Source organism: Acidimicrobiia bacterium, assembly GCA_035948415.1.
In the GTDB taxonomy this organism is placed as follows: Bacteria; Actinomycetota; Acidimicrobiia; order IMCC26256; family PALSA-555; genus PALSA-555.
This window is the reverse complement of record DASZJD010000094.1, coordinates 44,625-70,203: the sequence shown is the minus strand read 5'-3', so window position 1 is coordinate 70,203 and position 25,579 is coordinate 44,625. Positions and strand designations below refer to the sequence as shown.

26 protein-coding genes, 1 tRNA gene and 1 pseudogene are annotated in these 25,579 nt (G+C 70.8%); 12 read left to right on the top strand and 16 right to left on the bottom strand.

Annotated elements, in window-relative coordinates; genetic code table 11:
* Window positions 1-4: 4 nt before the first annotated feature.
* A complete protein-coding gene (gene grpE, locus VG869_12925; GenBank protein ID HEV3452091.1) occupies window positions 5-541 on the bottom strand; it encodes a nucleotide exchange factor GrpE in 537 nt (178 codons plus the stop codon).
* Complete coding sequence (dnaK, locus tag VG869_12920; protein HEV3452090.1) at window positions 541-2,394, bottom strand: molecular chaperone DnaK; 1,854 nt, start codon at window positions 2,392-2,394, stop codon at window positions 541-543. Before dnaK ends, grpE begins: the two co-directional genes overlap by 1 nt.
* 121 nt (window positions 2,395-2,515) lie before the next feature.
* On the opposite strand from dnaK, the gene VG869_12915 reads away from it, so the two are divergent.
* The 3 genes from VG869_12915 (at window position 2,516) to VG869_12905 (ending at window position 5,328) form a co-directional block, all read left to right on the top strand.
* Window positions 2,516-2,938, top strand: a complete 423-nt coding sequence (locus VG869_12915; protein ID HEV3452089.1) for a cyclic nucleotide-binding domain-containing protein — start codon at window positions 2,516-2,518, stop codon at window positions 2,936-2,938.
* Between the two features lie 68 nt (window positions 2,939-3,006).
* Window positions 3,007-5,223: a heterodisulfide reductase-related iron-sulfur binding cluster gene (locus tag VG869_12910; GenBank protein HEV3452088.1), complete on the top strand. Its 2,217-nt coding sequence runs from the start codon at window positions 3,007-3,009 to the stop codon at window positions 5,221-5,223.
* A 34-nt stretch (window positions 5,224-5,257) separates the two neighbouring features.
* Window positions 5,258-5,328: transfer RNA gene (locus tag VG869_12905), tRNA-Gly, on the top strand.
* Between the two features lie 1,117 nt (window positions 5,329-6,445).
* Here the strand turns inward: VG869_12905 and VG869_12900 are convergent.
* Both VG869_12900 and VG869_12895 read right to left on the bottom strand, forming a co-directional pair.
* Window positions 6,446-6,721 (bottom strand): hypothetical protein, encoded by a 276-nt coding sequence (locus tag VG869_12900; protein HEV3452087.1) that lies wholly within the window; start codon window positions 6,719-6,721, stop codon window positions 6,446-6,448.
* Between the two features lie 45 nt (window positions 6,722-6,766).
* The gene (locus VG869_12895; GenBank protein HEV3452086.1) at window positions 6,767-7,321 is read right to left on the bottom strand and encodes a DUF2269 family protein; all 555 of its coding nucleotides are present in this window, start codon (window positions 7,319-7,321) and stop codon (window positions 6,767-6,769) included.
* Window positions 7,322-7,362: 41 nt separating this feature from the next.
* On the opposite strand from VG869_12895, the gene nucS reads away from it, so the two are divergent.
* A complete protein-coding gene (nucS, locus tag VG869_12890) occupies window positions 7,363-8,022 on the top strand; it encodes an endonuclease NucS (GenBank protein HEV3452085.1) in 660 nt (219 codons plus the stop codon).
* Between the two features lie 34 nt (window positions 8,023-8,056).
* Here nucS and VG869_12885 read toward each other — a convergent pair whose 3' ends face one another.
* Entirely contained in the window at window positions 8,057-8,239 is a 183-nt protein-coding gene (locus VG869_12885) for a hypothetical protein (protein ID HEV3452084.1), read from the bottom strand.
* 311 nt (window positions 8,240-8,550) lie between these two features.
* Between VG869_12885 and VG869_12880 the strand changes: the two genes are divergently transcribed.
* The 3 genes from VG869_12880 (at window position 8,551) to VG869_12870 (ending at window position 10,143) form a co-directional block, all read left to right on the top strand.
* Entirely contained in the window at window positions 8,551-8,736 is a 186-nt protein-coding gene (locus VG869_12880; GenBank protein HEV3452083.1) for a twin-arginine translocase TatA/TatE family subunit, read from the top strand.
* A 21-nt stretch (window positions 8,737-8,757) separates the two neighbouring features.
* Window positions 8,758-8,958: a twin-arginine translocase TatA/TatE family subunit gene (locus tag VG869_12875; GenBank protein HEV3452082.1), complete on the top strand. Its 201-nt coding sequence runs from the start codon at window positions 8,758-8,760 to the stop codon at window positions 8,956-8,958.
* 291 nt (window positions 8,959-9,249) lie between these two features.
* Entirely contained in the window at window positions 9,250-10,143 is an 894-nt protein-coding gene (locus VG869_12870; GenBank protein ID HEV3452081.1) for a DMT family transporter, read from the top strand.
* A 119-nt stretch (window positions 10,144-10,262) separates the two neighbouring features.
* On the opposite strand, the gene dnaB is transcribed toward VG869_12870, so the two are convergent.
* The 8 genes and pseudogenes from dnaB to VG869_12830 all read right to left on the bottom strand — a co-directional run bounded on the left by dnaB (window position 10,263) and on the right by VG869_12830 (window position 15,548).
* Complete coding sequence (gene dnaB / locus VG869_12865; GenBank protein HEV3452080.1) at window positions 10,263-11,642, bottom strand: replicative DNA helicase; 1,380 nt, start codon at window positions 11,640-11,642, stop codon at window positions 10,263-10,265.
* Window positions 11,643-11,827: 185 nt separating this feature from the next.
* Window positions 11,828-12,274 (bottom strand): 50S ribosomal protein L9, encoded by a 447-nt coding sequence (rplI, locus tag VG869_12860; protein ID HEV3452079.1) that lies wholly within the window; start codon window positions 12,272-12,274, stop codon window positions 11,828-11,830.
* Between the two features lie 194 nt (window positions 12,275-12,468).
* Window positions 12,469-12,711 (bottom strand): annotated as a pseudogene (gene rpsR, locus VG869_12855) (30S ribosomal protein S18).
* 2 nt (window positions 12,712-12,713) lie between these two features.
* Window positions 12,714-13,163: a single-stranded DNA-binding protein gene (gene ssb, locus VG869_12850; GenBank protein ID HEV3452078.1), complete on the bottom strand. Its 450-nt coding sequence runs from the start codon at window positions 13,161-13,163 to the stop codon at window positions 12,714-12,716.
* A 55-nt stretch (window positions 13,164-13,218) separates the two neighbouring features.
* Window positions 13,219-13,545, bottom strand: a complete 327-nt coding sequence (gene rpsF / locus VG869_12845) for a 30S ribosomal protein S6 (GenBank protein ID HEV3452077.1) — start codon at window positions 13,543-13,545, stop codon at window positions 13,219-13,221.
* A gap of 171 nt (window positions 13,546-13,716) precedes the next feature.
* Entirely contained in the window at window positions 13,717-14,193 is a 477-nt protein-coding gene (locus tag VG869_12840; protein HEV3452076.1) for a DUF192 domain-containing protein, read from the bottom strand.
* A complete protein-coding gene (gene panB, locus VG869_12835) occupies window positions 14,193-15,074 on the bottom strand; it encodes a 3-methyl-2-oxobutanoate hydroxymethyltransferase (GenBank protein ID HEV3452075.1) in 882 nt (293 codons plus the stop codon). Before panB ends, VG869_12840 begins: the two co-directional genes overlap by 1 nt.
* Window positions 15,075-15,182: 108 nt before the next feature.
* The gene (locus tag VG869_12830) at window positions 15,183-15,548 is read right to left on the bottom strand and encodes a DUF5318 family protein (GenBank protein HEV3452074.1); all 366 of its coding nucleotides are present in this window, start codon (window positions 15,546-15,548) and stop codon (window positions 15,183-15,185) included.
* Between the two features lie 146 nt (window positions 15,549-15,694).
* On the opposite strand from VG869_12830, the gene VG869_12825 reads away from it, so the two are divergent.
* Together VG869_12825 and VG869_12820 are read left to right on the top strand one after the other, a co-directional pair.
* The gene (locus VG869_12825; protein HEV3452073.1) at window positions 15,695-16,342 is read left to right on the top strand and encodes a PadR family transcriptional regulator; all 648 of its coding nucleotides are present in this window, start codon (window positions 15,695-15,697) and stop codon (window positions 16,340-16,342) included.
* Window positions 16,339-17,424, top strand: coding sequence for an inositol-3-phosphate synthase (locus VG869_12820; GenBank protein HEV3452072.1), 1,086 nt, complete (start codon window positions 16,339-16,341; stop codon window positions 17,422-17,424). Before VG869_12825 ends, VG869_12820 begins: the two co-directional genes overlap by 4 nt.
* Before the next feature lie 13 nt (window positions 17,425-17,437).
* Here VG869_12820 and VG869_12815 read toward each other — a convergent pair whose 3' ends face one another.
* The 3 genes from VG869_12815 to VG869_12805 all read right to left on the bottom strand — a co-directional run bounded on the left by VG869_12815 (window position 17,438) and on the right by VG869_12805 (window position 21,097).
* Window positions 17,438-18,853: a CCA tRNA nucleotidyltransferase gene (locus tag VG869_12815; GenBank protein ID HEV3452071.1), complete on the bottom strand. Its 1,416-nt coding sequence runs from the start codon at window positions 18,851-18,853 to the stop codon at window positions 17,438-17,440.
* Between the two features lie 88 nt (window positions 18,854-18,941).
* Window positions 18,942-20,042: a PilT/PilU family type 4a pilus ATPase gene (locus VG869_12810; protein ID HEV3452070.1), complete on the bottom strand. Its 1,101-nt coding sequence runs from the start codon at window positions 20,040-20,042 to the stop codon at window positions 18,942-18,944.
* Window positions 20,043-20,083: 41 nt separating this feature from the next.
* Window positions 20,084-21,097: a histone deacetylase gene (locus tag VG869_12805; protein ID HEV3452069.1), complete on the bottom strand. Its 1,014-nt coding sequence runs from the start codon at window positions 21,095-21,097 to the stop codon at window positions 20,084-20,086.
* An 85-nt stretch (window positions 21,098-21,182) separates the two neighbouring features.
* Between VG869_12805 and VG869_12800 the strand changes: the two genes are divergently transcribed.
* From VG869_12800 to murJ, 3 genes are read left to right on the top strand one after another with little or no spacing between them, the layout of a single operon-like run.
* On the top strand, window positions 21,183-21,899 hold the full coding sequence (locus VG869_12800; GenBank protein ID HEV3452068.1) for a GNAT family N-acetyltransferase: 717 nt from the start codon (window positions 21,183-21,185) through the stop codon (window positions 21,897-21,899).
* Window positions 21,896-23,920, top strand: a complete 2,025-nt coding sequence (locus VG869_12795) for a DUF6049 family protein (protein HEV3452067.1) — start codon at window positions 21,896-21,898, stop codon at window positions 23,918-23,920. The genes VG869_12800 and VG869_12795 overlap by 4 nt, the downstream gene beginning before the upstream one ends.
* Window positions 23,917-25,554, top strand: coding sequence for a murein biosynthesis integral membrane protein MurJ (murJ, locus tag VG869_12790; GenBank protein ID HEV3452066.1), 1,638 nt, complete (start codon window positions 23,917-23,919; stop codon window positions 25,552-25,554). The genes VG869_12795 and murJ overlap by 4 nt, the downstream gene beginning before the upstream one ends.
* Window positions 25,555-25,579 lie beyond the last annotated feature (25 nt).

Here is a 25,579-nt window from a genome sequence, read left to right as displayed (position 1 = left end):
CTGCTCAGTCCTTGCGGGCGACCTTCACCATGGCCGGGCGCAGTACACGTCCCTTGAGGCGGTAACCCGTTCGCACTGTCTCGGTCACAATCGGCTCTCCGTCGGATCCACCTTCCTGCAGCACCGCGTCATGCACGTTGGGGTCGAAGGGGACGCCGGTGGCGTCGATGCGCTCGAGACCGTTCCTCTCGAGCACCGCGAGGAACTCCGCGAACACGAGTTCCACGCCCTTGCGCACGTTGTCGTCAACATCCCCGAGCTGGCCGAGCGCTAGCTCGAACGTGTCGAGCACGGGCAGCAGCTGCTCGATGATCGCCTCATTGGCTCGACTGATGGCGTCGGTCTGGTCGCGCAGCATTCGCTTGCGGTAGTTCTCGAAGTCTGCCTGCAGCCGCTGCGCGAGGCCCCGCATCTCGTCCCGCTCCCTTGCGAGCGCCGCGATGTCCTCACCCAGGTCCGCCTCGGCCTCGTCGGCCGAGGCCTCCTCGATGGGCCGGACCTCCCGCACCGATTCCTCCTTCACCCATTCGGACTCGGGCATCACGCGCTGCGCGTTTCACCCTCGTCGACGATCTCCGCGTCGGCCACCTCGTCGTCCGCGGGCTGCGACGCACCGCCGGGGGCGGCGCCGCCGGGGCCTCCCGTCGCCTGCTGACTCGCTTGCGCAGCCTGGTACAGCCGCTGGGCGAACTCCTGGCTCGCGGCGATGAGCGCCTCGTGCTTCTGACGGACGACGTCGACGTCCTCTCCAGCGAGCGCCGTCTTCAGCTCCCCGAGGGCGGCCTCGATCTTGGCCCGGTCCTCGGCGGTGACCTTGTCGGCCTGCTCCTTGAGCAGCTTCTCGGTCTGGAAGACGAGCGAGTCCGCGTTGTTGCGGGTCTCGGCCTCCTCGCGTCGCCGCCGGTCCTCCTCGGCGTGCGCCTCCGCCTCCTTCACCATGCGGTCGATCTCGTCCTTGCCGAGCGCCGTCCCACCCGTGATGGTCATGGCCTGCTCCTTGCCCGTCCCAAGGTCCTTGGCGCTGACGTGCACGATGCCGTTGGCGTCGATGTCGAACGTCACCTCGATCTGGGGCAAACCCCGAGGCGCGGGCGGGATGCCCACGAGCTGGAAGGTGCCGAGCATCTTGTTGCGGTACGCCATGTCGCTCTCGCCCTGAAGGACCTTGATCTCGACGCTCGGCTGGTTGTCGTCGGCAGTGGTGAACACCTCGGACCGCTTCGTGGGGATCGTGGTGTTCCGCTCTATGAGCCGGGTCATGATCTGACCCTTCGTCTCGATGCCGAGCGACAACGGTGTCACGTCGAGCAGCAGGACGTCCTTGACGTCGCCCTTGAGCACGCCGGCCTGGATGGCGGCGCCGACGGCGACGGCCTCGTCAGGGTTGACGCCCTTGTCGCCCTCCTTGCCGGTCAGGTCTCGGACGAGGTCCTGCACCGCGGGCATGCGCGTCGAACCGCCGACCAGGATCACGCGGTCGATGGCGTTGCGGTCGAGTCCGGCGTCCCGGATCGCCTGCTCGAAGGGTCCCTTGCAGGCATCCAGCAGATCCGCCGTGAGCTCCTGGAACTTGGCTCGAGACAGGCTGAGCTCGAGGTGCAGCGGGCCGGCCTGCGTGGCGGTGATGAAGGGAAGGTTGATCGACGTCTCCTGCAAGGAGGAGAGCTCGATCTTCGCCTTCTCGGCCGCCTCCTTGAGACGCTGAGTGGCCATCTTGTCGGCGGACAGGTCGACGCCGTGCGCCCCCTTGAACTCCGCGACCATCCAGTCGATGACCCGCTGGTCCCAGTCGTCGCCTCCGAGATGGGTGTTGCCCGCCGTTGCCTTGACCTCGAAGACGCCCTCGCCGAGGTCGAGCAGCGACACGTCGAAGGTCCCCCCACCGAGGTCGAAGACCAGGATGGTGAGGTCATGCTCCTTGTCGAGCCCGTAGGCGAGCGCGGCGGCGGTGGGCTCGTTGATGATCCGCAGCACGTCGAGGCCCGCCACCTCGCCGGCCTCCTTCGTGGCCTGCCGCTGGGCGTCGTCGAAGTACGCGGGGGTGGTGATCACCGCCTGGGTCACGGTGTCGCCGAGATAGGCCTCCGCGTCCCGCTTGAGCTTCTGGAGGATGCGGGCCGAGATCTCCTGGGGCGTGTACTGCTTCCCGTCGATGTCGACGGTCCACGAGGTGCCCATCTGGCGCTTCACCGAGCGAATCGTCCGATCCGGGTTGGTGATCGCCTGGCGCTTGGCCACCTCGCCGACGAGCACCTCGCCGGTCTTCGAGAAGGCGACCACCGACGGGGTCGTCCGGGACCCCTCGGCGTTGGGAATGACGGCAGGCTCGCCCGCCTCGAGGACCGAGACGACCGAGTTCGTGGTGCCGAGGTCGATGCCGACGGCCTTTGGCATGGCGTATGTGCCTCCGTGTCGAAAAGCTTGAGTGTGATCCAATCAACTTTGGCCCCCGACAGCCTATTCCCGGCCCCCCCGGCCCGTTCCTCCGTGTTGACAGGATCGGTACATTGCCGGCATGACCCGGCGTGGCGCCTTCCCGGACCTCGCCGAGGTCCCGCTCTTCTCGGCCTGCTCCAAGAAGGAGCTCCAGCTCGTCGCCCGGCGGGCCGAGCAGGTCCGGGTGCCGGCCGGCAAGGTCCTGGTCCGAGAGGGCGCCGCCGGGGCCGAGTTCTTCGTCATCCTCGATGGCACCGCGGAGGTCACGCGCCACGGCCGGCGGGTAGCCACCCTCGGTCCGGGCTCCTTCTTCGGCGACCTGGCCCTCCTCGACCGGGCGCCACGCAACGCGACCGTGACCGCCAAGACCGAGATGGACCTCGCCGTCCTCGGGCAGCGCGAGTTCGCGGCCATCATCGACGAGGTGCCCGGGTTCGCTCACAAGCTGTTGAGCGGACTGGCCCACCGGCTGCGCGAGTTCGACGCCAAGACCGTTCAGTGAGGGTGGCGGCCCGCGCCGCGAGCTGCCACAGACAGCCCGTTTCGCGAGGCCGGCGCTAGGTTCTGGCCGTGCGGCGCCGCATCCCGCTCACCGCGACCCAGGTTGTCCTCCTTCTCGGCCTGCTGGCCGCCGGCGGCGCGCTCGCGTCGGGGGTCGTCCCGCGGGTCACCGAGTGGAGCGACACGTCCAGGGTCTCGCGCACCGTCTTCATCGACGTGCCGGACCCGATCTACTGGCTCTTCTACGCGACGGTCGCCGCAATGCTCTTCGTGTGCGCCTGGCTGGTCTCGATGCGAGTCCGCAACTACCTGCGCGGCGGCCCCGACGATCGGCGCACCACCAGAGCCAATGCCCATCGCCGACTCCGCGACTTCCGCGCCGGCGTATGGATGAGGACGCTCCTCCGCGACCCTGCAGCGGGGCTCATGCACTCATGCATCTACTTCGGCTTCTTGGTGCTGTTCGCCGCCACCGTCATCCTCGAGATCGACCACCAGCTGCCGCCGTCCCTCAAGTTCCTGCACGGCTCCGTGTACCAGGCCTACAAGGCAACGGCGAACACGTTCGGCATCGTCTTCGTGGTCGGCCTGCTCTGGGCGATCGCGCGTCGCTACGTGCAGCGCCCGTACCGCATCCGCATCAAGACGAAGCCTGAGGACGCCGTCATCCTGGCGGTCCTCCTGGTGATCGGCATCACCGGCTTCCTCGTCGAGGGCCTCAGGATCGCGCTGGAGAACCGGCCCCATTTCGAAGAGTGGTCGTATGTCGGCTGGGGTCTGTCGGCGCTGTGGTCGGGATGGTCGCACGGGACGCTCACGGACGTACACCGCACCCTCTGGGTCGTCCACTTCAGCGCGTTCGTCGCGTTCCTCGTGATCCTTCCGACGACGAAGCTCCGCCACATGATCACCTCCCCGATGAACATGTACCTGGGAGATCACGAGCGTCCGAAGGGCGCGATGAGGCCGCTCCCGAACCTCATGGAGACCGAACTCGAGAGCTTCGGCGCCTCCACGGTCGAGGACTTCACGTGGAAGCAGCTCTTCGACACCGATGCATGCACGATCTGCGGCCGGTGCACCTCGGTGTGCCCTGCCCACGCCACCGGCAAGCCGTTGGACCCCCGCGAGATCGTGCTGAAGGTTGGCGAGGTGATGGCCGCCAGCGGCGACCCGGTGGTCTCTCCGCCCGTCGGCGTGGATCGGGACATCACGGTCGCCGCCGATTCCCTGTTCGACCGGATCACGGCCGAGGAACTGTGGGCCTGCACGAGTTGCAGGGCTTGCGACGAGATCTGCCCTGTCGACATCGAGATCCTCGACAAGATCCTCGACATGCGCCGCTACCTCTCCCTGATGGAGAGCAACTTCCCGCCCGAGCTCGGGAACACGTATCGGTCGATGGAGAACTCGTCGAACGTGTACGGGTTGAACCAGGCGGAGCGGGCCGAGTGGGCCGCCGAGCTCGACAGCGTGCCGATCATCGACGCGTCGGGGCCATTCGACCATGAGTACCTCTACTGGGTGGGATGCTCGGGCAGCTTCGACGACCGGAACCGTCGCGCGAGCCGCGCGATCGCCAAGCTCCTCCAGCGAGCGGGCATCGACTTCGCGATTCTCGGTCCCAGCGAGCTCTGCACCGGCGACCCGGCCCGGCGGTCCGGAAACGAGTACATCTTCCAGATGCTCGCCATGCAGAACGTCGAGACGCTCAACGGTCTCGGGGTGCGCAAAGTCATCGCACAGTGTCCGCATTGCTTCAACACGCTGAAGAACGAGTACCCGCAGCTCGGCGGAGACTATGAGGTCGTCCACCATTCGCAACTGCTTATGGACCTCATCGAGGACGGGCGGCTGTCCCTCGATGGGGCATCGCTCGACGAGCGTGTTACCTACCACGACTCGTGTTATCTCGGACGGCACAACGACGTCTACCTCGCCCCGCGCAAGGTTGTGGGATCGTTGCGGGGCATCGACGTGGTCGAGATGCCGCGCAACGGCACCCGAGGATTGTGCTGCGGCGCTGGTGGCGCTCGCATGTGGATGGAGGAACGCGTCGGCAAGAAGGTCAACACTGAGCGGACCCAAGAGGCCCTCGCGACCGGCGCGACGCGAATCGCGGTGGCCTGTCCCTTCTGCTACGTCATGCTTGACGACGGGGTGAAGGACGCGCAGCGTGACGACGACGTCAAGGTCCAGGACATCGCAGAGGTGCTCCTTGACGGACTCGAGGCTGCCGACGCGAGGCCGCATCCGACGGACCCGGAGTTCTCATCCGGCCCGTAGGCAGCCAATCGATCCGATAACGTCAGCCGCCCGCGCGGGTGTAGTTCAGCGGCAGAACATCAGCTTCCCAAGCTGAGAACGCGGGTTCGATCCCCGTCACCCGCTCATAGCCGCTGCAAGACTCCGTTACATCGCCGGGCGGAGTTGCAACGCGCGCGACGGGAGGCTCCTCGAAAGTTGACCGCGGCCCAACTCTCGCGCGTTGCGCGGGTCGCGCAAATCGCAGCACTCGCGGGGACGGCCATCTCAACAACCGGCTCATTGGCCCGGGCACTTAGAAAATCGGCAGGCCCAGAGGCGGGAGGGTGAGCGGTGGGAGGGTGAGCGGCGGGGGGGCGATCGGCAACCCTGGGCCACCACCACCAACCGGCGAACCCGACCCACCACCACCAACCGGCGAACCCGACCCACCACCACCAACCGGGGAACCCGACCCACCACCACCAACCGGGGAACCCGACCCACCACCACCAACCGGGGAACCCGACCCACCACCACCGGTCGGGGAACCCGGGCCGCTCAACGGCGGACTCAGGGCCGCACCGGATGGGGATGAGTTCACACTGGCAGCGGTGCCGGGCAAGCCGGGGGCGGCACTACTGGACGGCGAACCGGCGGCCGCACCGCGACCGGACGTTGTGATCGCTGTTAGGGCAATGGAAGACGACCGCGCCGTCGATCCCGTCCCCCGGTTCGTCCGCTCGAGCTTCGGTTGCTGAGTGGCGGGGCTGCTATCGGCGTAGGGCTGCAGGCCGACGTCCCCAGGTCCGACGACGATCAGGAACGCTCCTGCGACGACCAATGCGCCAATCACGATCGCCGCGGTCAGCCCCAACGGATCGAGTCCGTCGAGTCGGGAACGCCGACGCGAGGCGGCATTGGCGCTCTTGGTGGTCGAATCGCCTGACGGATAGATCCGACCCTGGTTGCGCTTCGGGTCGTCCATGCCCAGCCCCGGCTGTCCTCCCGTTGCCTACCGCTGGAATCAACGGTGTGGCCGCTCGGGTATATCACCAACAGGCCAGCACCGACGGTGGGACCGCCCGCGCGCTCCGCTGCCGGTGAGGTGGCCCCGTCGTCGGAGGCTTCGAACGGGCCTCGCCGAGGCTGACGCGAGTCGCGAGCATCGCGAGGGCATCGTCATCCAGGCCGTCCGGCGCACCCACCGCTCGGAGCTCGCGCCCTGCGCTGCCATCCGTGAAGCGGTTCCGCCCTCGTGGGCTCACGAAGTGAGGGTCGCAAGGCCCCACACAGCCACGACCAGGCCAAGCAGCATGAAGCTCACGGACCGGAGCACAGGAGCCTGGGCGAGATTGCCGGTGGTGGCCACCCGCACCTGCTTGCGCACAGGGGACCCGGGCCGGCCTCGTGACACGGACTCACGCGCGGCGCGTCGAGCGTCGGCCCGGCGGCGAATCAAGGCCAGTGCGTTGGCGACAAACAGCGCCGCGCCGAGCGCAGTCGTGAGCTCCAGCAGGACCTCGCCGTAGAAGTCCACGGGCGCACGGTAGCGCCCGTGTTCGCCTTCGAAGCATCGACCGGGCTAGATCCGATTGCCACCCGGCTTGAAGACCATGAACACCAAGATGACCACGAGCGTGACGTCAAGAATTGCCTCGAGTGCCGCGACCTGCTTGCCCAGCCGTTCGAGCTCGGCCGCTTGCGGAGGCGGGCCGCCCGTTGTGGCCGGCACCGCTGCCAGTTCCTCCATGAGGACGTTCATCCTGCGGACCCGCGGCCGGAGGGCACCGTGCGACACGCCGAGCGCGGCCACGAACAGGACGATGGACAGCCAGATCCACGTCTGGCCGAAGTCGAAGAGGTTGCTCCCGAGACCGACGAGCGCAAGCCCGAGCAGGAACACCGCGTAGATGAAGTACTCGGCGACGACGCTGACGCGGTACACGGCCTGCCCGATCGCCGCGGCCTCGCGACCCCCCCGAGCTCGGATCTGGGCCCCGTAGACGCCGTTGAGCGTCACGCCACCGAACCCGATGATCGCGCACAGGATGTGCAGCACCTTGACGATGTTGTAGGCGTCGCTGTTGTACGAGGCCAGCATGCTGTTCTCTTCCGGCGCACCGTGCGGCGGCTGCATCGTAGGTGCCGGGTCTGGCCGAGCGTGGTACCAACGGAGTCGTGCGCGTCCTGGTGGCCCGCTGCTCGGTCGACTACGCGGGTCGACTCGGCGCCCGTCTCCCCCCGGCACTCCGTCTCGTCGTTATGAAGGCGGACGGGTCCATCGCGGTCCACGCCGACGCGAGGGCGTACAAGCCCCTCAACTGGATGAACCCGCCGTGCTCGATCGTCGAGGCAGACGGTGTGATCACCGCGTCGAACGAGCACGGCGAACGCCTCGTCGTGGAGCTCCACCGCATCCTGTTCGATGATTCGTTCGACCTCGGCGAGGATCCGGGCCTCGCCAAGGACGGTGTCGAGGCCGAGCTCCAGACGCTGATCGCAGCACGCGTCCACGCGCTTCGCGACGACCTTCGGCTGGTTCGCCGGGAGTATCCGACGGACCTCGGTCCCGTCGACTTGCTGTGCCGAGACGGCGCCGGCCGTGCCGTAGCGGTCGAGATCAAGCGGATTGGCGAGATCGCGAGCGTCGAGCAGCTCGTCCGCTACCGAGAGCGCCTCGACCGCGACGGCTCGTTGGCCCCGATCAGAGCGATCCTCGTGGCGACTCGCATCAAGCCCCAGGCGCGCGTCTTCGCTGAGAGCCGCGGCGTCGAATGTCTCGAGGTGGACCTCGCCGAGCTTCGGGGCGACACCCCGCCGGAGCTCCGTCTGTTCTAGGCCGACGGTGTGCTCGGTGGACCGCTCGGGCGGATCACAGGTTGGCGAGCAGCCCCCACCAGGGGACGAAGAAGATGATCGCGAGGCCGAGCCCGATGTGAGCGGCGCGCTCGCCCACGAACTTGACCCCAACCGCCGCCGAGAGCAGCACCAGGATGCCGATCGTGTAGAAGATGAACTGCGCGGTGTTGCCCATGGGTTCGATGGCCAGAACCATGAGGCCCCCTTTCGACAGGTTGTTGTCAGCGTAAGTTCGCGTCAGCGCCCGATCGCGGACCCGGGCCTGGTCGTCGCCGACTGTCGGCGTCGGACCGCGAGGCGGCCGGCGCGGGGTTCGGGCGGCCGGAGGACTTGCCGTCGGAGCCGGCCAACGACGGCCGGCCCGCCTCCGGCGGAGCCCAGGTTCGCCCGCCGGTCATCGCCCTCCTTCATCCGCGGTGGCGGCCGCGGGCCCCGGGTGGCGTACCGTGGGTGCACGCTCAACGGGCTCGAGGCCCCGCCCGAGGACGGGTCTGTAAGGAGGACCCCATGGTTCCGATTCTTGGTGAGATCATCGGCTGGGAGGCGCTCCTGGTGATCGGCCTCATCGCGCTGCTCTTTGGCAGTTCGCAGCTCCCGAAGCTGGCGCGGTCCGTGGGTCAGGCCAGCCGTGAGCTCCGCCGCGGCTTGCATGAAGACCCCGAGGAGACCCAGCCGAAGGACAAAGACGGCTGACCCCCGGGACAGGGAACACCGATGCCCGGCGCCTTCTCGCCGGTCCATATCTTCATCGTCCTGCTGGTAGCGCTCATCGTCCTCGGGCCGACGGAGTTGCCGAAGGTGGCGCGAGCCGGGGCACGCCTCCTCCGCGAGCTCCGAGCCTTGCGGGCCCGCCTTGACGAGGAGTTTCAGCTCCTGCTCGAGGATGACGAGCCGGGGGGAGACCCTGAGCGCTGACGCCGTCGTCTCGGCACCTGAGGGGGCCGCCGTCCCCTGGGGCGCTCCCGCCCGAGCAGTCCACGCCCACCAGTGCTCCCCGCGCCGTGATGCCGCCCCCTCATCCCCGTGCCCGGAAGGGGAAGGGCGGGGAAGGGGCACGGTGATGGCGTCGGTGCCCCGGGATCGCTCCGCCTCCGCGGGGGAAGGCGGATCGCGCCCGTACCCGGGTTCGATACCGTGCCGAGCCATGACGGGGTAGGGCGCGCCGAGCGACCACAGACGGGGGATCATGCGGGATACGAGGGACGAATGAGCCTGGCGCTCGCCGTCGCGCTGGCGCTCACGTCAGCGCTCCTGTTTGCGATCTCGAACGTCGTCGAGCAGCGCATCGCGGCCGAGGCGCCGGCGCACCAGTCGATGAGGCCAGGCCTGATCATGACGCTGGCCCGTCGACCGATCTGGGTCGCCGGCTTCGTCGCCGACGTCGGCGGGTACGGGGCGCAGGCGGGGGCGCTCGCGTTCGGGGCCCTCCTGGTCGTGGCTCCGCTGCTGGCTTGCGGTCTGCTGTTCTCACTTCTGCTCGACGCGGCCGTCAGCGGCCGCCGCTTGCACTCCTCGGACCTGGGCGCGGCGGCTCTCCTCTGCGCGGGGCTAGCCCTGTTCCTCGCGGTCGGGAGCCCGAGCGAGGGCAACTTCAACGTGCCCGCCATTGACTGGGCGCCGTCCGCCCTCGTCCTCGCGGCGGTCGTCGCCGTCGCCGTCCTCACCCGCCGACACGTCCACGGCCCCGCGCGCGCCACGCTCTTTGGGCTCGCCGGCGGCATGACCTTCGGCGTCAACGCGGCCCTCACGAAGGTCGTAGTCCACGTGCTCGGACAAGACCCGGTCTCGGTTTTCTGGCACTGGGAGCTCTACGGGCTCGCCGTGCTGTCGCTGAGCGGCCTGGTCATGGTCCAGAGCGCCTTCCAAGCCGGGTCGCTCGCCGCGGCGCTACCGGCGCTCGAGGTCGCCGAGCCGGTCGTCGCGACCATCGTCGGACTCGTGATCCTGGGGGAGCATCTGCACGCACGCGACAACGTCGACCGCGCCGTGATAGCTGCCGCGGCCCTCGCCATGCTGATCGGGCTGGTGTCATTGGCTCGATCGCGTGCCGCCCACATCCCTCCGACCGAATCCAGCCCCAGGGCGATGTCGAACGCCTGAGCCGAGCGGTTTGCCTGCTCGGAGCGAGTGCTGGTCCGGGCGGCAACTCGGCGCCGGTCGAATCTCACGCAGCGATCCGGACCGCGTACCGTGGTTCGAGCGTCGACCAGGTCCTCGACTCACTCCGGTGCCATGTTCGCGAACTTCGTCAGCCGGTCGACGAACGCAAGACGGGTCATGCCGGTCGGTCCGTTGCGGTGCTTGGCGACGATGATTTCGGCCGTGCCCCGCTGGTCTGACTCGGGGTTGTAGATGTCGTCGCGATAGATGAAGACGACGACGTCCGCGTCCTGCTCCAGCGATCCCGACTCTCGGAGGTCGGCGAGCATCGGCCGTTTGTCGGCCCGATACTCGAGCTGACGGTTCAGCTGCGACAGCGCCATCACCGGGCAGTCCAGCTCGCGGGCCAGGATCTTCAGCCCCCGCGAGATCTCGGCCACTTCGACCTGGCGGTTCTCGGCTCGCTTCGTGAGCGGGGTCATGAGCTGCAGGTAGTCGACGACGACGAGGCCCAACTCGCCGTGGCGAGCCTTCGTGCGCCGGGCCTTGGCTCGCATCTCCATCACGGTGCAGTGGGGGTTGTCGTCGATGAACAACGGCGCCTCCGCGAGGCGGCCGACGGCGTGGCTGAGACGAGTCCAGTCGCCTTCCGGGATGTTGCCGGTCTGGAGACGGCGAGCGTCCACGCCAGCTTCCCCGGCGAGGAGTCGCTTCGTGAGCTCGAGGGTGCCCATCTCCATCGAGAAGAACAGGACGGGCTTTCGGGAAGCCATCGCGACGTTCCCGGCCGCGCCGAGCGCGAGGCTGGTCTTGCCGGCGCCCGGCCGAGCCGCGACGACGACGAGGTTCGACGGCTGCAGCCCGAGCAGCAGGTGGTCGAGCCCGTCGTACCCAGTCGGAACGCCGGTGATGTCCCCAGTGCTGTCGTAGAGCGCCTCGAGCTGGTCCAGGGTGTCCTGGAGGGCGTCCGAGACCTTGACCATCGATTCGGAGACGCGTCGCTCTGCGACGTCGAAGACGAGCGACTCAGCCCGGTCGAGCGTGTCGACGACGTCCTGCGAGTCGTCGTAGCCCATCTCGGCGATATCGCCGGCCACGCCGATCAGCCGTCTCAGAAGCGCGAGCTCGTTGACAATCTTGGCGTAGTGCGTCGCGTTCGCAGAGGCCGGCGTGGCGGCTTGGAGGCGCAGCAAGGCCTGGCGCCCACCGAGTGCCTCGAGCAGGTCAGCGCGCCGAAGCTCCTCGGCCACCGTCACAGGGTCGACGGGTTCACCTTGCCCGTACAGCGAGAGCACGGCCTCGAACACGTGGGTGTGCGCAGGCTTGTAGAAGTCCGACGAGTCGACGTTCGCCTCGACGGCGGCTGTGATCGCGTCCCGCGACAGCAGCATGGCGCCGAGGAGCGACTCCTCGGCCTCCAGATTGTGGGGCGGGATACGCCCGCCGCCAGCGCGACGCCGTACCGGCTCGAGAGCTTGGACCACGTCGACGTCTCCCACTTCTGTTCGCCGCCCGGCTACCGGGCGTTCAGCCCCGCGTCAAGAGCGCCAGCATGAACGGTCGGACCTGTGGATCGGTAGTGCGAAAACCTTGCGAATTTCGGTGGATGACGGGCCCGGTCATCCCCAGGCGTGAGGAGAACGGGCGAGCCCACGTGCCGATTGTGAACGGCGGCTGTGACAGCTCAGTCCGCTGCGACCTCGATCCGAAGCGAGGCCGTGACGTCGGGGTGGAGTCGGACGGGTACCTCGCGCGGCCCGAGCTCCTTGATCGGCTCGTCGAGCTGGATCGCTCGCCGGTCCACCTCAATGCCCGTCTGGGCCCGCAGCGCGTCGGCGAGGTCGACGCTCGTCACCGAGCCGAAGAGCTTGCCGCCCTCGCCGGCACGCGCCCCGACACGGATCGGGCTCGCGGCGAGGCGACTGGACAGGTCCTCGGCGGCCGCTCGGTCCCGAGCGTCTCGCGCCTGGCGGTTGCGACGCATGGCCTCCGCCTGCGCCGTCGCCCCCTTCGTCGCCCGCATCGCCAGCCCACGCGGGACGAGGAAGTTGCGCGCGTAGCCGTCGGCGACGTCGAGGAGGTCGCCCTTGCGCCCGAGCTGCTCGACGTCCTCGCGGAGCACGACCCTCACCCGGACTCCTCGGCCGCGACGTCCGCCCCTCCGACCGGCTCGGCGGCTTCGGGGAGCGCGGCGTCCACGGGCGCCTCGATCTCGAGGCCGGCGTTGGCCTCGGACGGAGCCGGCGTGTCCTCCCGACGCGGCGGCCCGCCGCCGTCCGAGCCACGGTCACGTCGTCCCTTGCTGCGGTGAGTGACCTGCCGGACGGAGTACGGCAGGAGCGCCATCTCGCGGGCCACCCGGATCGCACGCGCGACCGCCCGCTGTTGCTGGGCATCGTTGCCGGTCACCCGCCGGGCGCGGATCTTGGCTCGCTCCGACATGAACCGGCGGAGCAGGGCCACGTCCTTGTAGTCGACCCACGTGATCGCCTCGCTGTCGAGGATCGACACCTTCTTCTTCGGCTTGCGATCGGTGGCGTCGCGCTTGGTCCGTCGTGGTCTCGCCATCGCTAGAACGGCTCCTCCATCTCGTCCGCTTCGCCGCTCGGCTTGGCGGCCGGGGCCGCGGCACGCGCCCCGCCGCTGTCAAAGCTGCCCCGGCGCTCGTTGCGCTTCACCTCGGCGGTCGCCCAGCGCAGACTCGGTCCGACGTCGTCGGCGACGACCTCGACAACGCTGCGCTTGTCGCCGTTCTCGGTCTCCCAGGACCGCTGCTCGAGCCGGCCCGTCACCACGATCCGGGCTCCTTTCCCGATCGACTCGCACACGTTCTCCGCCATCTCCCGCCAGCACACGACGTTGAAGAAGCTCGTCTGCTCCTCCCACTCGTGGGTGGTGCGGTTCTGCCACCGGCGGCTCACCGCCACGCCAAACGACGCCTTCGCCACGCCGCTCGGCGTGTAGCGCATCTCAGGGTCGCGGGTGACGTTGCCAACGATCGTGACACTGCTGTCGGCCATCTCGGTTGGACCTCCTCATGCCGGTAGGCGCTCCTGGGTCGCTCACCGGCTTCTCTCATTCGCCGGCGGGCGTGCCGAGCGTCTTGCCGTACACCGATTCGGGGATCCGAAGGACCTTGTGGCGCAGCACCTCGTCGGCCAGCGTGAGGGTGCGACCCAGTTCGCTCATCGCGTCCGGCTCGGCCCGGGCCTGGAGCACCACGTAGTACCCCTCCCACCGCCGCTTGAGGCGGTAGGCGAACGGCCGCTTTCCCCAGTGGTCGACCGGGCCGATCTCGGCGCCCCTCGACTCGAGGAGCTGCGTCGAGCGCTCGACGGCGGACCGGATGTCGGCCTGGTCGAGCTCGGCGTCGTAGATAACCATGACTTCGTACGGCCGCATGGGCCGCCCCTCCTTTGGACCGGCGGGTCCACCGGCGGCGCCGGGCACCCTGCGGGCTCGCCCGGACGCCGGCGTGCCTACAGACACGTCGGGCCGGCGAGCAGGACGCGGATTGTCGAGCGACGGATGGTACCCGCCGAGGGTCCTCACCGTACTGGCGAGCTGTGACTTTCAGCCGGTGAGCCGACCACGGGGGAACCGGCCGGCGAGGGTCTCCAGGGCGTAGCGGAAGGACCGCCGGGTTCGGTACTCCGGGCAGGCGGACTCCGGCCCTGGGCACGGCCGCATCCGCAGCTGGCCCACGGCCCGCCCATCGGACCGGTAGAAGCCGATGTCGAGCGCCACGGGAACGGTCGACATCGTGAAGCCGACGGACGTGTCGCCGGCGAAGACGAACAGCATCCCGCCGTAGGGACCGAGCGTCGAACGCTCCCGCAGCCCAGCCTCGCGCTCGGGCTCGGTGCGGGCTAGGACGACGTCGAGCGGGCGCCCGGCCACGTGGACGGTCGTTGCACCGAGTCCAATGAAGGGCGCCTGGGCTGGTCTGGCGGCGCGCACCGCCGTGCCGATCGACCGCCCCGCCGCCGCCGCGGGCGGGAGAACGACGAGGGCGCAGGCCGTCACCCAGAGGGCGACGCCGGCCCGCATCACGCCGGTGCGTGCTCGGTCGAGCTCCCGCCGTACAGCCGGAGGGCGTCGGCGACGTCGTCAGCGGCGTGGTAGGTCTCGTCGCTCGAGGGAAAGCGCCCGGCGCGCACGTCGTCGGCAAAGCGGGCCACCGCCGCCGTCGCGTCGTCGGCCAAGGTCGCGTAGCGCCGGACGAACTTCGGCGCCACGTGGTCGTCGAACCCAAGCAGGTCGTGCAGTACCAGGACCTGGCCGTCGCAGTGGCGCCCCGCACCGATCCCAACCGTCGGAACGGCGACGCTGTCGGTCACGAGCCGGGCTACCGCGTCGGGGACGCACTCGAGCACGACGGCGAAGCAGCCCGCGTCGGCGAGCGCCACGGCGTCGTCGACGATCGCCCGTGCCGTCTCGAGGTCTCGGCCCTGGACCTTGAATCCGCCGAGGGCATGGAACGACTGGGGCGTGAGGCCGAGGTGGCCCATCACCGGGATCTCGGCGTCCAGGATCGCCCGCACCGCGTCGAGGCGCTTCCGACCGCCTTCGAGCTTCACCGCAGTCGCCCCGGCGCGCACGAGAGTGGCCGCGTTGCGGACGGCGTCCTGGGCGCTGACGTGGTAGCTCATCCACGGCAGGTCGGCGACCAGCAGGGCGTGCGGGCGAGTTCGGGCAACGGCCCCGACGTGGTGAGCAAGGTCCGAGGTCGTCACCTGCAGGGTGTCCTCATAGCCGAGGACGACCATGGCGAGGGAGTCGCCGACGAGGATCATGTCGACGCCGGCAGCGTCCACGACGCGCGCCGTCGGCGCGTCGTACGCGGTGACCATGACGAGTGGCCCCCGGCCCTTCCTGGCCGCGATCGCCGGGGCTGTGACCCGCTGGCGCGGCGCGATCGGCTCGGTCATCGCCTCACCTCCACCGTCCAGGGCGCGTGCGGCTCCCGGCGGCACCCGGGAGGTTACCCGGCAGCCGGGCGGCGGTCCTCGGGGGCGCGCCCTCGCGCGCCGGGCCGGTCAGCCGGCGTGACGACGACCGTGGAGCTCGAGGCGCTGGAGGTGGTTCCACCGGCAGTCGAGGCAGACCTCGACGATGTAGCGCGTGAACTCCTCGTGGGCGGCCTCGAGCCGCGCCAGCTCGCTGGCGGAGGTGATGCACCGACCGTTGGCGCGGGCGAGCGCGTCGCCGTAGACGTAAGAGACGAGGCGGAGGCTCCCGTGGCCGCAGACCGGGCAGGCCCCCCCGGCCGGCTCACCGATGTTCCGCCCGGCCCGCACGAGCTCCGGGTGGGCGTCGCACACGTCCTCGCGCCCGCGCCGGCCGGCCCGCAGGTCCCGCAGCACCGCCCGTTGGGCCAGGACGTAGTCGACGTGCTGCCGCACGGGGGCGAGTGTACGCACGGCTGTTCCGCCCCCCGGGGCCTTGTCGCGCCCGCCGCCGGCGCCCGACTTGACCCGCCCGCCGTGTTCCGTCAGACTGTTGTCCGATATATCGGCTCGATATATCGGACGCTACCTGGAGCGCGATCGTGCTGGAGCTTGCCGTCTTGGGGCTACTCAAGGATCAGCCGCTGCACGGCTACGAGCTGAAGAAGCGGCTGGGTGAGACCCTCGGTTTCCTGTGGGGGGTCTCGTACGGCTCGCTGTACCCCGCCCTGCGACGCCTCGAGCGAACGGGTGCCATCGCCAGCGTCGTGGGCGCCGCGCCGACGCCGAGCCCGCCGACCGGGTCGCTCACCGGTGACCTGGCGGCCGCCCGACTGCGGACCATGGCCGGGCGGCTCTCCGCCTCGAGCCGTCGGACCCGCAAGGCGTATCAGATCACCGCGGCCGGTGAGGCACTCTTCGCTGAGCTGCTCCTCGGGGACGACGTCCACGGCGACGACGAGAAGGCGTTCGCGCTCAAGCTCGCCTTCTGCCGCCACGTCGAGCCGGCCCAGCGGCTCGCGCTCCTGCTCCGGCGTCGCCACGTGCTCGCCGAGCGCCTTGATCGGCAGCTCCAGGCCCGGGGCGGTCGCGACGACCGTTACACGCGCTCCCTCGTGGAGCACCGCACGAAGTCCACCCAGCGCGACCTCGAGTGGGTCGACGAGCTGATCACCGCGGAGCGAGCGGCCACCCCTGAGGATGCCCCCTTGGCCGAGCGCCGCGCCGTCAAGGAGGAAGCCTCGGCATGAGCCGCGAGTCTGTTCAGAAGAGGGTGCGTGTCGCCATTGCTGGTGCCGGCAACTGCGCCAGCAGCCTGGTGCAGGGCGTCGCCTACTACCGGGACGCGGCACCCGAGGACGAGGTGCCCGGTCTCATGCACGTCGTCCTCGGCGGTTACCACGTCCGCGACGTTGACTTCGTAGCCGCGTTCGACGTCGACGCGGCCAAGGTCGGCCTCGACCTCGGCAAGGCCGTCTTCGCGGGCGCGAACAACACCATCAAGTTCGCCGACCCGGGCGGGCTCGGCGTGCAGGTCCAGCGCGGCCCGACCTTCGACGGCCTCGGTGAGTTCTACCGAGAGGCCGTCGAGGAGTCACCGGCCGAGCCTGTCGACGTCGCGGCCGTGCTCCGCGACACGCGTGCTGACGTTCTCGTCAGCTACCTGCCGGTTGGCTCGGAGGTGGCCCAGCGCCACTACGCGGAGGCGTGCCTCGAATCCGGGGTCGCGTTCGTGAACGCCATCCCGGTGTTTATCGCCAGTGATCCCGCCTGGGCCCAGCGGTTCGAGGACGCTGGCGTCCCGATCATCGGTGACGACATCAAGAGCCAGGTCGGGGCCACGATCGTCCACCGGATCCTCACCCGCCTCTTCGAGGACCGCGGCGTCGAGCTCGATCGCACCTACCAGCTCAACTTCGGCGGGAACATGGACTTCAAGAACATGCTCGAGCGAAGTCGCCTGAAGTCGAAGAAGATCTCGAAGACCCAGTCCGTCACGAGCCAGCTCGACCGAGGCATCGAGGCCGACAGCGTCCACATCGGCCCGTCGGACCATGTCCCCTGGCTCGACGACCGAAAGTGGTGCTACATCCGGATGGAGGGTCGCAACTTCGGCGACGTGCCGCTGAACCTGGAGTTGAAGCTGGAGGTCTGGGACTCGCCGAACTCCGCCGGGGTGATCATCGACGCCGTGCGCTGCGCCAAGCTCGCCCTGGACCGGGGCGTTGGCGGCCCGCTGCTCGGCCCGAGCGCCTACTTCATGAAGTCGCCCCCCGTGCAGTACCGCGACGAGCAGGCCCGCGAGATGGTCGAGGCCTTCGCTCGGGGCTGACGGCATCGGCGCGTCACTCCTGCGAGGGCCGGGTGCCGCGCGGCTCGATCCCGCGCCGGCGGGCCCAGGCATCCAGTCGCGCGTAGGCGTCGTCGGCGCCGATCGGACCCTCGTCGAGGCGAGCCTCCAAGAGGAAGTCACGGGCTGCGCCGACCGTCGGGCCCGGGCCGATGCCGAGGTAGGCCATGACCTGGCGCCCGTCGAGCGGCGGGCGGATGGCGTCGAGCTCCTCTCGGGCTCGGAGAGCCTCGATGCGGGCGTCGAGCTCGTCCATCCGACGCGCCAGAGCTGTGGCCTTGCGGCGGTTGCGGGTCGTGCAGTCGGCTCGCTGCAGCTCGTTCAGCTCGTTCAGCAGCGGCCCTGCGTCGCGTACGTAGCGGCGCACGGCCCGGTCGCTCCAGCCCATCATGTAGGTGTGAATGCGGAGGTGGAGGTACACGAGGCGGGCGACGTCGTGCACCATCTCCTTGCTGAAACGCAGCGCCCGCATCCGCTCCTCGGTCATGCGCGCCCCGACAACCTCGTGGTGGTGAAAACTCACGCCGTCGGGCCCGATCGAGCGGGTCTTGGGCTTGCCGACATCGTGGAACAGCGCCGCCAGGCGCACCCTCAGGTGCCCCGGGTCGGTGCTGGCGACGACGGCGAACGTGTGGGCGAGCACGTCCTTGTGAGTGTGGACCGGGTCCTGTTCGAGGCGCATCGCGTTGAGCTCGGGGAGAAACTCGTCGGCGAGCTTGGTGTCGCAGAGCAGCCACAGCCCGGGCGTGGGGTCGGGGACGCCGAGGAGCCGGCAGAGCTCGTCTCGGATGCGCTCGGGGCTGACGATCTCGAGGCGGTGCCGCAACGCGGCCATGGCCGCCACGAGCTCGGAGCTCGGCTCGAGGCCGAACGCGGCGACGAAGCGGACGGCGCGGAGCATGCGCAGCGGGTCGGCTTCGAAGGACACCTCGGGCGCGGCCGGGGTTCGGAGCCGTCGGGCGTGGAGGTCGGCGGCGCCGCCGAAGGGATCCACGAACACCGGGTCCGGCAATCGCAGCGCCATGGCGTTGATCGTGAAGTCGCGCCGGGCGAGGTCCTCCTCGATCCGGTTGGCGAACGTCACCGTCGGCTTGCGGCTCTCCGGCCGGTAGGCGTCGCCCCGGTAGGTGGTGACCTCGAGCCGCAGGCCGTCCTTCTCGACCCCGACGGTGCCGAACCAAGCTCCTTGGAGCCACACGTGCTCGGCCCACCCGTCGAGGACGTGTCGGACGACGTCGGGGGGCGCGTCGGTGGCGAGGTCGACGTCCGGGGACGACGCCCCGAGGAAGGCATCGCGGACCGTGCCGCCGACGAGGTAGCACTCGTGGCCGGCCTCCTGGAGCCGGTCGGCGAGCTCACGCGTCGGCGAACCGGCTTGGTAGTACGCCCGTAGGCGCGCGGGGACGTCCATCCCGCCATCATTCTCGCGGGCTTCGGGGCTCGGCAGCGGCGCGAATCTCGTCACCGCTGGGGTCGGCTGGATGGCGACCCGGGGCCGATCAGGCCGGTGCGGTGACGGGTTGATCCCGCTCGCGGTCGATCCGCTCGAGCTCGAGGCGCAGGGGCGGACCGGCGGTCGCGTGGTCGAGAGCGACCGTTCGTTCGACGAGTCCACGCGCGTAGAGGAGGGCGATCGCCTGGTCGAAGGAGTGCATGCCGTAGTAGTCGCCGTCTCGCATCAGCTGCTCGAGGCGACTCGCTTCACGGCCCTCAGCGATCGCGTCGGCGACTGCGCCGTTGGCGACGAGCACCTCGGTGGCGACGACCTGGCCGCGGCCGCCGGCGCGCGGCAAAAGCCGCTGGCACACGACCCCACGCAGGGTGCGGGCGACGAGGGTGCGCACCGAAGGCTGGCGGTCGTAGGGGAAGAGCTCCACCAGGCGGTCGACGGCCTCGGCGGCCCCGACTGTGGCGAGCGCAGCCAGCACGAGATGCCCGGTGTCGGCCGCCTCCAGCACCAGCTGCGCCGATTCCTCGTCGGCGAGCTCGCCGACCACGATCATGTCAGGGTCCTGCCGCACCACCCGGGCGAGCGCCGCGGGCACCGTCCTCACGTCGACACCCACCTCCCGCTGGTCGACGATCGAGGCTTTGTCGGCGTGGAGAACCTCGATGGGGTCCTCGATCGTCACGATGTGGCGCCGCTCGGTGCTGTTCAGGTGGTCCACCATGGCCGCCATGGTCGACGTGCGTCCCGAGCCGGCCAACCCGGTCACGAGCACCAGGCCCGACGGCGCCTCGACCAGGGTCGCGACAACTTCCGGCAGACCGAGGGCGTCGACACCGGGCACGCCGGGCACGACCCGGCGCAGCACCAGCCCGATCCGGCCCCGTTGCCGGAACGCGCTGACGCGGAACCGGCATAAGCCCGGCACTGCGTACACGAACTCGGCGTCGCCGGTGCGGCGCAGGGTCTCGGCCCGGGCCGGCGAGAGGAGCCGGCCCGCGGCCGCCTCGGTGTCGGTCGGCTCGAGGGTGTCGAAGGGGGCCTCGACCAGGGCGCCGTCGACGCGCAGCCACGGGCGGGCTCCAACTTTCAGGTGTAGGTCGGAGGCACGCTGCTCGACCGCAACGCGGAGCAGCTGGTCGAGGTCGAGCACGCGCGAGGTATCGGCGCGTCTGCTCCCGCCCTGAACCTGCCTCAGTCGACGCGCTGCGCCCAGCGCTGGTGCGCCGCCTCCACGACGTCGGCGCCGGGGCCGCCCCTGGTCGGGGCCTCGGGTGCGGCGGCCGTCACCTCGAGCAGCGCCGGCAGCGTGGCGGCGACCGAGTCGCGGACCGCCTGGAGGTCGTAGCCGCCCTCGAGGAACACGATGGTCCGGGACGGTCCGGGGGCGAGCGCCCGCGCCCGGGCGGCCAGGGCCCCGTAGTCCCCGGCGGAAAGCGCCAGCCCCGTGAGCGGATCGGCCCGATGGGCGTCGAAGCCGCAGGAGACGAGGAGCCAGTCGGGGTCGAAGCCGGTGACGAGCGGCTCGACGACCTCGTCGAGGGCACGCTGATACACGTCGCCCGTCGCGCCCGCGGGGAGCGGCAAGTTGCACGTGGCCCCGGCGCCAGCCCCGGCGCCGGTCTCGTCGAGGCGGCCGGTGCCCGGGTACAGGGGCCACTCGTGGAGCGACACGTACAGGACGCGCGGTTCCTCCCAGAAGATCTCCTGGGTCCCATTGCCATGGTGGGCGTCGTAGTCGAGGACGCACACGCGGGAGCCGCTCGCCACCAGCGCGGCGGCCGTGACTGCCACGTTGTTGAACAGGCAGAACCCCATGGGCCGCCGACCGGTCGCGTGGTGCCCCGGGGGACGCACCCCGAGGAAGGCCGCCGTCCCCTCGCCGCGTTCCAGGGCCTCGACCGCGGCCAGGCCGGCGCCTGCGGCCCGGGCCGCGGCCACGTAGGAGCCCGCGGAGAGCACCGTGTCAGGGTCCACGGCCCCGCCACCGCGCGCGCTGAGCTGCTCGACAGCGTCGACCAGCGTGCCGGCGTGCACCCGGCCGAGCTCTTCGCGGGTCGCTGCCCGGGGCGGCAGGGCGACGATGGCGTCCGACACTGCCGCCGCGGCGGTGCCGGCCGCTACCGCGTCAAGGCGCGCCCGTCGGTCGGGATGGCCTGGGCCGGGGTCGTGGCTCCCGAACGCCGGATCGGCCGCGACGAGCAGCACCGAGCGAGGGTATCCGGGCGGTCTCGGTCGCGGGCCGCCGCGCGCTGAGCCAATTCCTTGGGGGCTGCGGGTACGCTCGCCGCCCGTGGCCTCACGCACCGGTGAGCGAACACTTCGCTGCGCGGGAGGCTGGGCCCGGGTGGGACCGTGGCACGACCGTCCCGGCGTCGCGCTGGTCGCGGTGACCACCGAGACCGTGCTTGCGCCGACCGCGGTCCGCGACTGCGTCGCCCGGGTCCGCGCTGCCGGCTACCGCGAGCTCGTCACCGGCCCACTCACCGCCACCGCCGCGGCTCCGTTTCTCGACGCCGGCTTCACGCTGCGAGAGCAGCTCCACCTGCTCGTCCACTCGCTCGGAGCGACGCTGCCCCCCGACCGGACCGCGAGGCTGCGTCGAGCCCGCCGGGGCGACTGGACCGCCGTCGTGGAGCTCGACACCCGGGCGTTCCCGCCGGCCTGGCGACTCGGCTCGTCCGGGCTGCGTGACGCCCTGCGCGCCACCCCGGCCTCGCGCTTCCGGGTGGGGCAACGCGAGGATGATCCGATCCCGGTGGCCTACGCCGTGACCGGCCGATCGGGCCGTCAGGGTTACCTGCAGCGGCTCGCGGTCCATCCCGCCGTCCGCGGGCGGGGCCTCGGGCGCGCGCTGGTGGCGGACGCGCTCGGGTGGGTTCGCCGAGGAGGCGGGCACCGCTGCCTCGTCAACACCCAAGTGGAAAACCACGAGGCGGTGGCGCTGTACGAGGCGTGCGGGTTCCGGCGACTGCCGTCGGGCTTGGCCGTGCTCGGCTGCGCACTGTGATCCCCCGGTTCGCGCGAGCGGGCGCCGCCGCGGCAATCCTCGCCGCGTGTCTGCCGGGTCGCGCCGGAGCGGCCCCGACGCCGGCGCCGACCGTCCCGCCGGACGTCCCGAGCCGCCTGGCGCTCGTGGCCCAAGACCCGTGGACGATTCTCGGTGGCACGTTCCGGGCCCGCCTGGCCGTCGCGGCGTCGACGCCCGGCGAGCAGCTCAACGTCGTCGCACACGACGCCCTCAGCGCGCGATCCAGCTTCGATAGCCAGGACCTCGGGCCGGTGCTGAAGACGCTGACGCTCCCCGTGGACCTGCTGCCGACCGAGGCCGACGGCAGCCGCGACGTGGCCATCGGGGTGAGCGGGCCGAACGGCGCGTTCGACGCCAGTCGACTCGCGGTGCCGCAGCGGGGCGTGTACCCCCTCGAGATCGAGCTGCGCGACAGCCAGGAGCAAGGCCTGGCGCGCTTCGTGACCTACCTGGTCGCGGTCGACGCTGGGCTGGGCGGCCAGCCTCAGCCGCTCACCACCCGGCTCGGCGTGGCGTGGGTGTGGCCGCTGGCGGCCCGCCCGGCCCTGCAGCCCGACGGCTCGATCGCGCCCGCCGTCACCACGGCATTGCAGCCCGAGGGCATCCTCGGTCGCCAGGTCGCGGCGCTCGCCCGCCATCCCAGCGTGCCGGTAACCCTCGCTCCGTCACCCGAGACCCTCGACACCTGGAGCACGCTGGCCCGCGTCGATCCGGGCGCCGGCGCCGGCGCGTCGGAGCTGCGTGGCGCCGTTGACACCGGCCAGGTCCAGGCGCTCGCGGGTCCGTACGTGCCGGTCGACCTGCCCGCGCTACTTCGCGGCGGGCTCGGCAGCGCGGACGACGCGGCGGTGCTGCTGGGCGCCGCCGCCACGGATCGGTTCTTCGGGTCCCGCCTGGACCAGCGGACCGTGCTCGCCGTGCCCGTCGACGCCGACTCGCTGACCCGCCTCCGGGCCCGGGGCGTCGACCAAGTCATCGTCGACGGCCGCGCCGTCACGCCGGGTCGGAGCCCGCTGACCAGCGCGGCGCCGTTCGGCCTGGAACCCTCGGCCAGCCTGGCGCCGAGCGGGCCGGTCGCGGCGGTCGCGAACGACGACGGGCTGGCCGGGACCCTGGGCGGGAGCTCGCCGCCCGCGTTGCGGGCCCAGCGGTTCCTGGCGGGATTGGCCCTTACTGCGATCGAGGCGCCGGCTTCGACCCGCGCCGTGGTCGTCGTGAATCCGGACGGGTTCGACGCGTCGGCGGCCCTGCTCGAAGCGGTGCTCGGCGGGCTGACCGGGAACCCGTGGCTGACACCGACGACCGTCCGCAGCGTCTTCAGCGGCGTCCCGCCGGCGACGATCGGCGACGTCCGGTCGCTGACGCCGTACACGCCCGGAACCCCCGCGGTCAGCGACCGTTCGTACCGCGCCGCCCAGGCCCACCTCACCGCCTTCGGCTCGCTGGTGCCGGCGAGCGATCCGCGGCTCGCCCGAGGCGGCCGGTTCCTCCTGTCATCGATCTCGTCGGCGTGGCCGCCGCCGCCCGCCGGGCCGGCACTGGCGCGCGGCGCGCTCGCGGCCGCCAATGCGACCGTGAACGCCTTCATCGCCCAGATCCGGGTCCCGGCTCCGGGCACGATCACGCTGACCGCCCGGTCGGGCGCGGTGCCGATCACGTTCCGGAACGACACCGGTCAGGCGGTGCGGGTCCTCGTCGGCCTGAGCAGCCACAAGCTCGACTTTCCCGGCGGAGCGCTGCAGCTCGTCGCCCTCCCACCACGGAGCACCACGATCCGGTTCGACGTCCGGTCGCGGACCTCCGGCACCTTCCCGCTCGTGATGAGCGTCCGGTCGGCCGACGGGTCGCTGCTGATCGCCGAGGGCCGCTTCAAGGTGCGATCGACGGTCATCAGCAGCGTCGGGCTGGCGCTGGCGATCGGCGCCGCCGTGTTCATCGTGGCCTGGTGGGCCTTCGACATCCGGCGGCGACGCCGTGCCCGCCTCGAGACGGTGCGATGACCCGGCGCGGGCAAGGCGGCCTGCGCCCTCACGACACCGGTCGCCTTGTCCGGTCCAGCGTCGTCGTCGGCGTCGGTACCGCCACGTCCCGGATCACCGGTCTGCTGTGGCGGGCGGCGGCCGCCTACGCCATCGGGCTCAGCGCGCTGTCCGGCACGTACGCGTTCGCGAACGAGACGCCGAACATGCTCTACGAGCTGTTGGTCGGCGGCGTCCTCACCGCGACCTTGGTCCCCCAGTTCGTGCGGCACCTCGCCGACGACGACGAGGACGCGACGAGCGCGGTCGTGACCGTGTCGATCCTCGCGTTGATCGCGGTGTCGGTGCTCGGCGTCGTCCTCGCCCCCTGGATCGCCGACCTGCTCACGCTCCGTGTGTCCGGGGCCCAGCAAGGGCCGCAGCGCGAACTCGCGACCGACCTGGTCCGCCTGTTCATGCCGCAGATCGCGCTGTACGGGTTCACCGCCCTCGCCACCGCCCTGCTCCAAGCGCGGCGACGCTTCGCCGCGGCTGCATTCGCGCCAAACCTGAACAATCTCGTTCTCGTCGCCCTGTTTCTGTCCCTCCCGCGCCTCGCCGGCCGGCCGATCACGGTGGGCCGCGTCCTCGGCGACACGCCGTTGCTGCTCTACCTCGGTCTGGGGACCACCGCGGCGGTGGCGGTCATGGCGTTCGGCCTCGTCCCCGCCCTGAAGGGCGCTCGGGTACGGCTCCGGTTCCTCGCCGCCTGGCGGCACCGGGCGGTCGCGACCGTCCTGCGGCTGTCGGGCTGGACGGTCGGATACGTCGTGGCGAACCAGGTCGCGCTCTGGATCGTCCTCGTCCTGGCCAACGGGCGGACCGGGGGGCCCGCCGCCTACCTCTTGGCGTACACCCTGTTCCAGCTCCCGCACGGGCTGTTCGCGGTGTCGATCATGACCACGGCCGGTCCCGAGCTGGCGGCGGTGGCGAGGGATCTGCCTGCCCTCCGGCACCGCTTCGCGCGCGCCCTGCGGCTCGTCCTCACGATCGTGATCCCCGCCGCCGCGGTCTCGGTCGCCCTGGCCCGACCTGCGGTCGTAGCGCTGCTGCAACGAGGGGCCTTCTCCCGCGGAGACTCCGCCCTGGTCGCGCACACCGTGGTCGCGTTCGCGGTGGGTCTCCCCTTCTTCTCCGTCTACCTGTTCGCACTGCGCGTCTTCTACTCCGTCCACGACACCCGTACGCCATTTCTGCTCAACTGTCTCGAGAACGCGGTGAACGTCGGGCTGGCGCTGGCTCTGTTCGGACCGCTGGGCATCCCCGGCCTCGCCTACGCGTTCTCGGGCGCGTACGCCGTCGCGGCGGTCGTCACGCTGGCGGTGCTGAGCCGCCGCATCGGCGGCCTCCAGGGTCGGGGGATCGAGACGACGACCAGCAAGGTCGCGCTGGTGAGCGCCGTCGCCGGAACCGCCGCGTGGCTCGCAGCGGGCGCCGTCGGCTGGGCCGGCGGCATCCGGGCCGTTGCCGCCACCGCCGCCGGGCTGCTCGTCGCAACCCTCGTCCTGGCCACTGGGCTCACCCTGACCCGGGTCGAGGAGTGGCAAGCGCTGGCGGCGGGGTTCCGCCCTGCCCGCCGCCGAGCGGCCCAGGGAGGCGCCGGCGTGCGACGATGACACCTACCCGGGCGCCAGGGGAGGC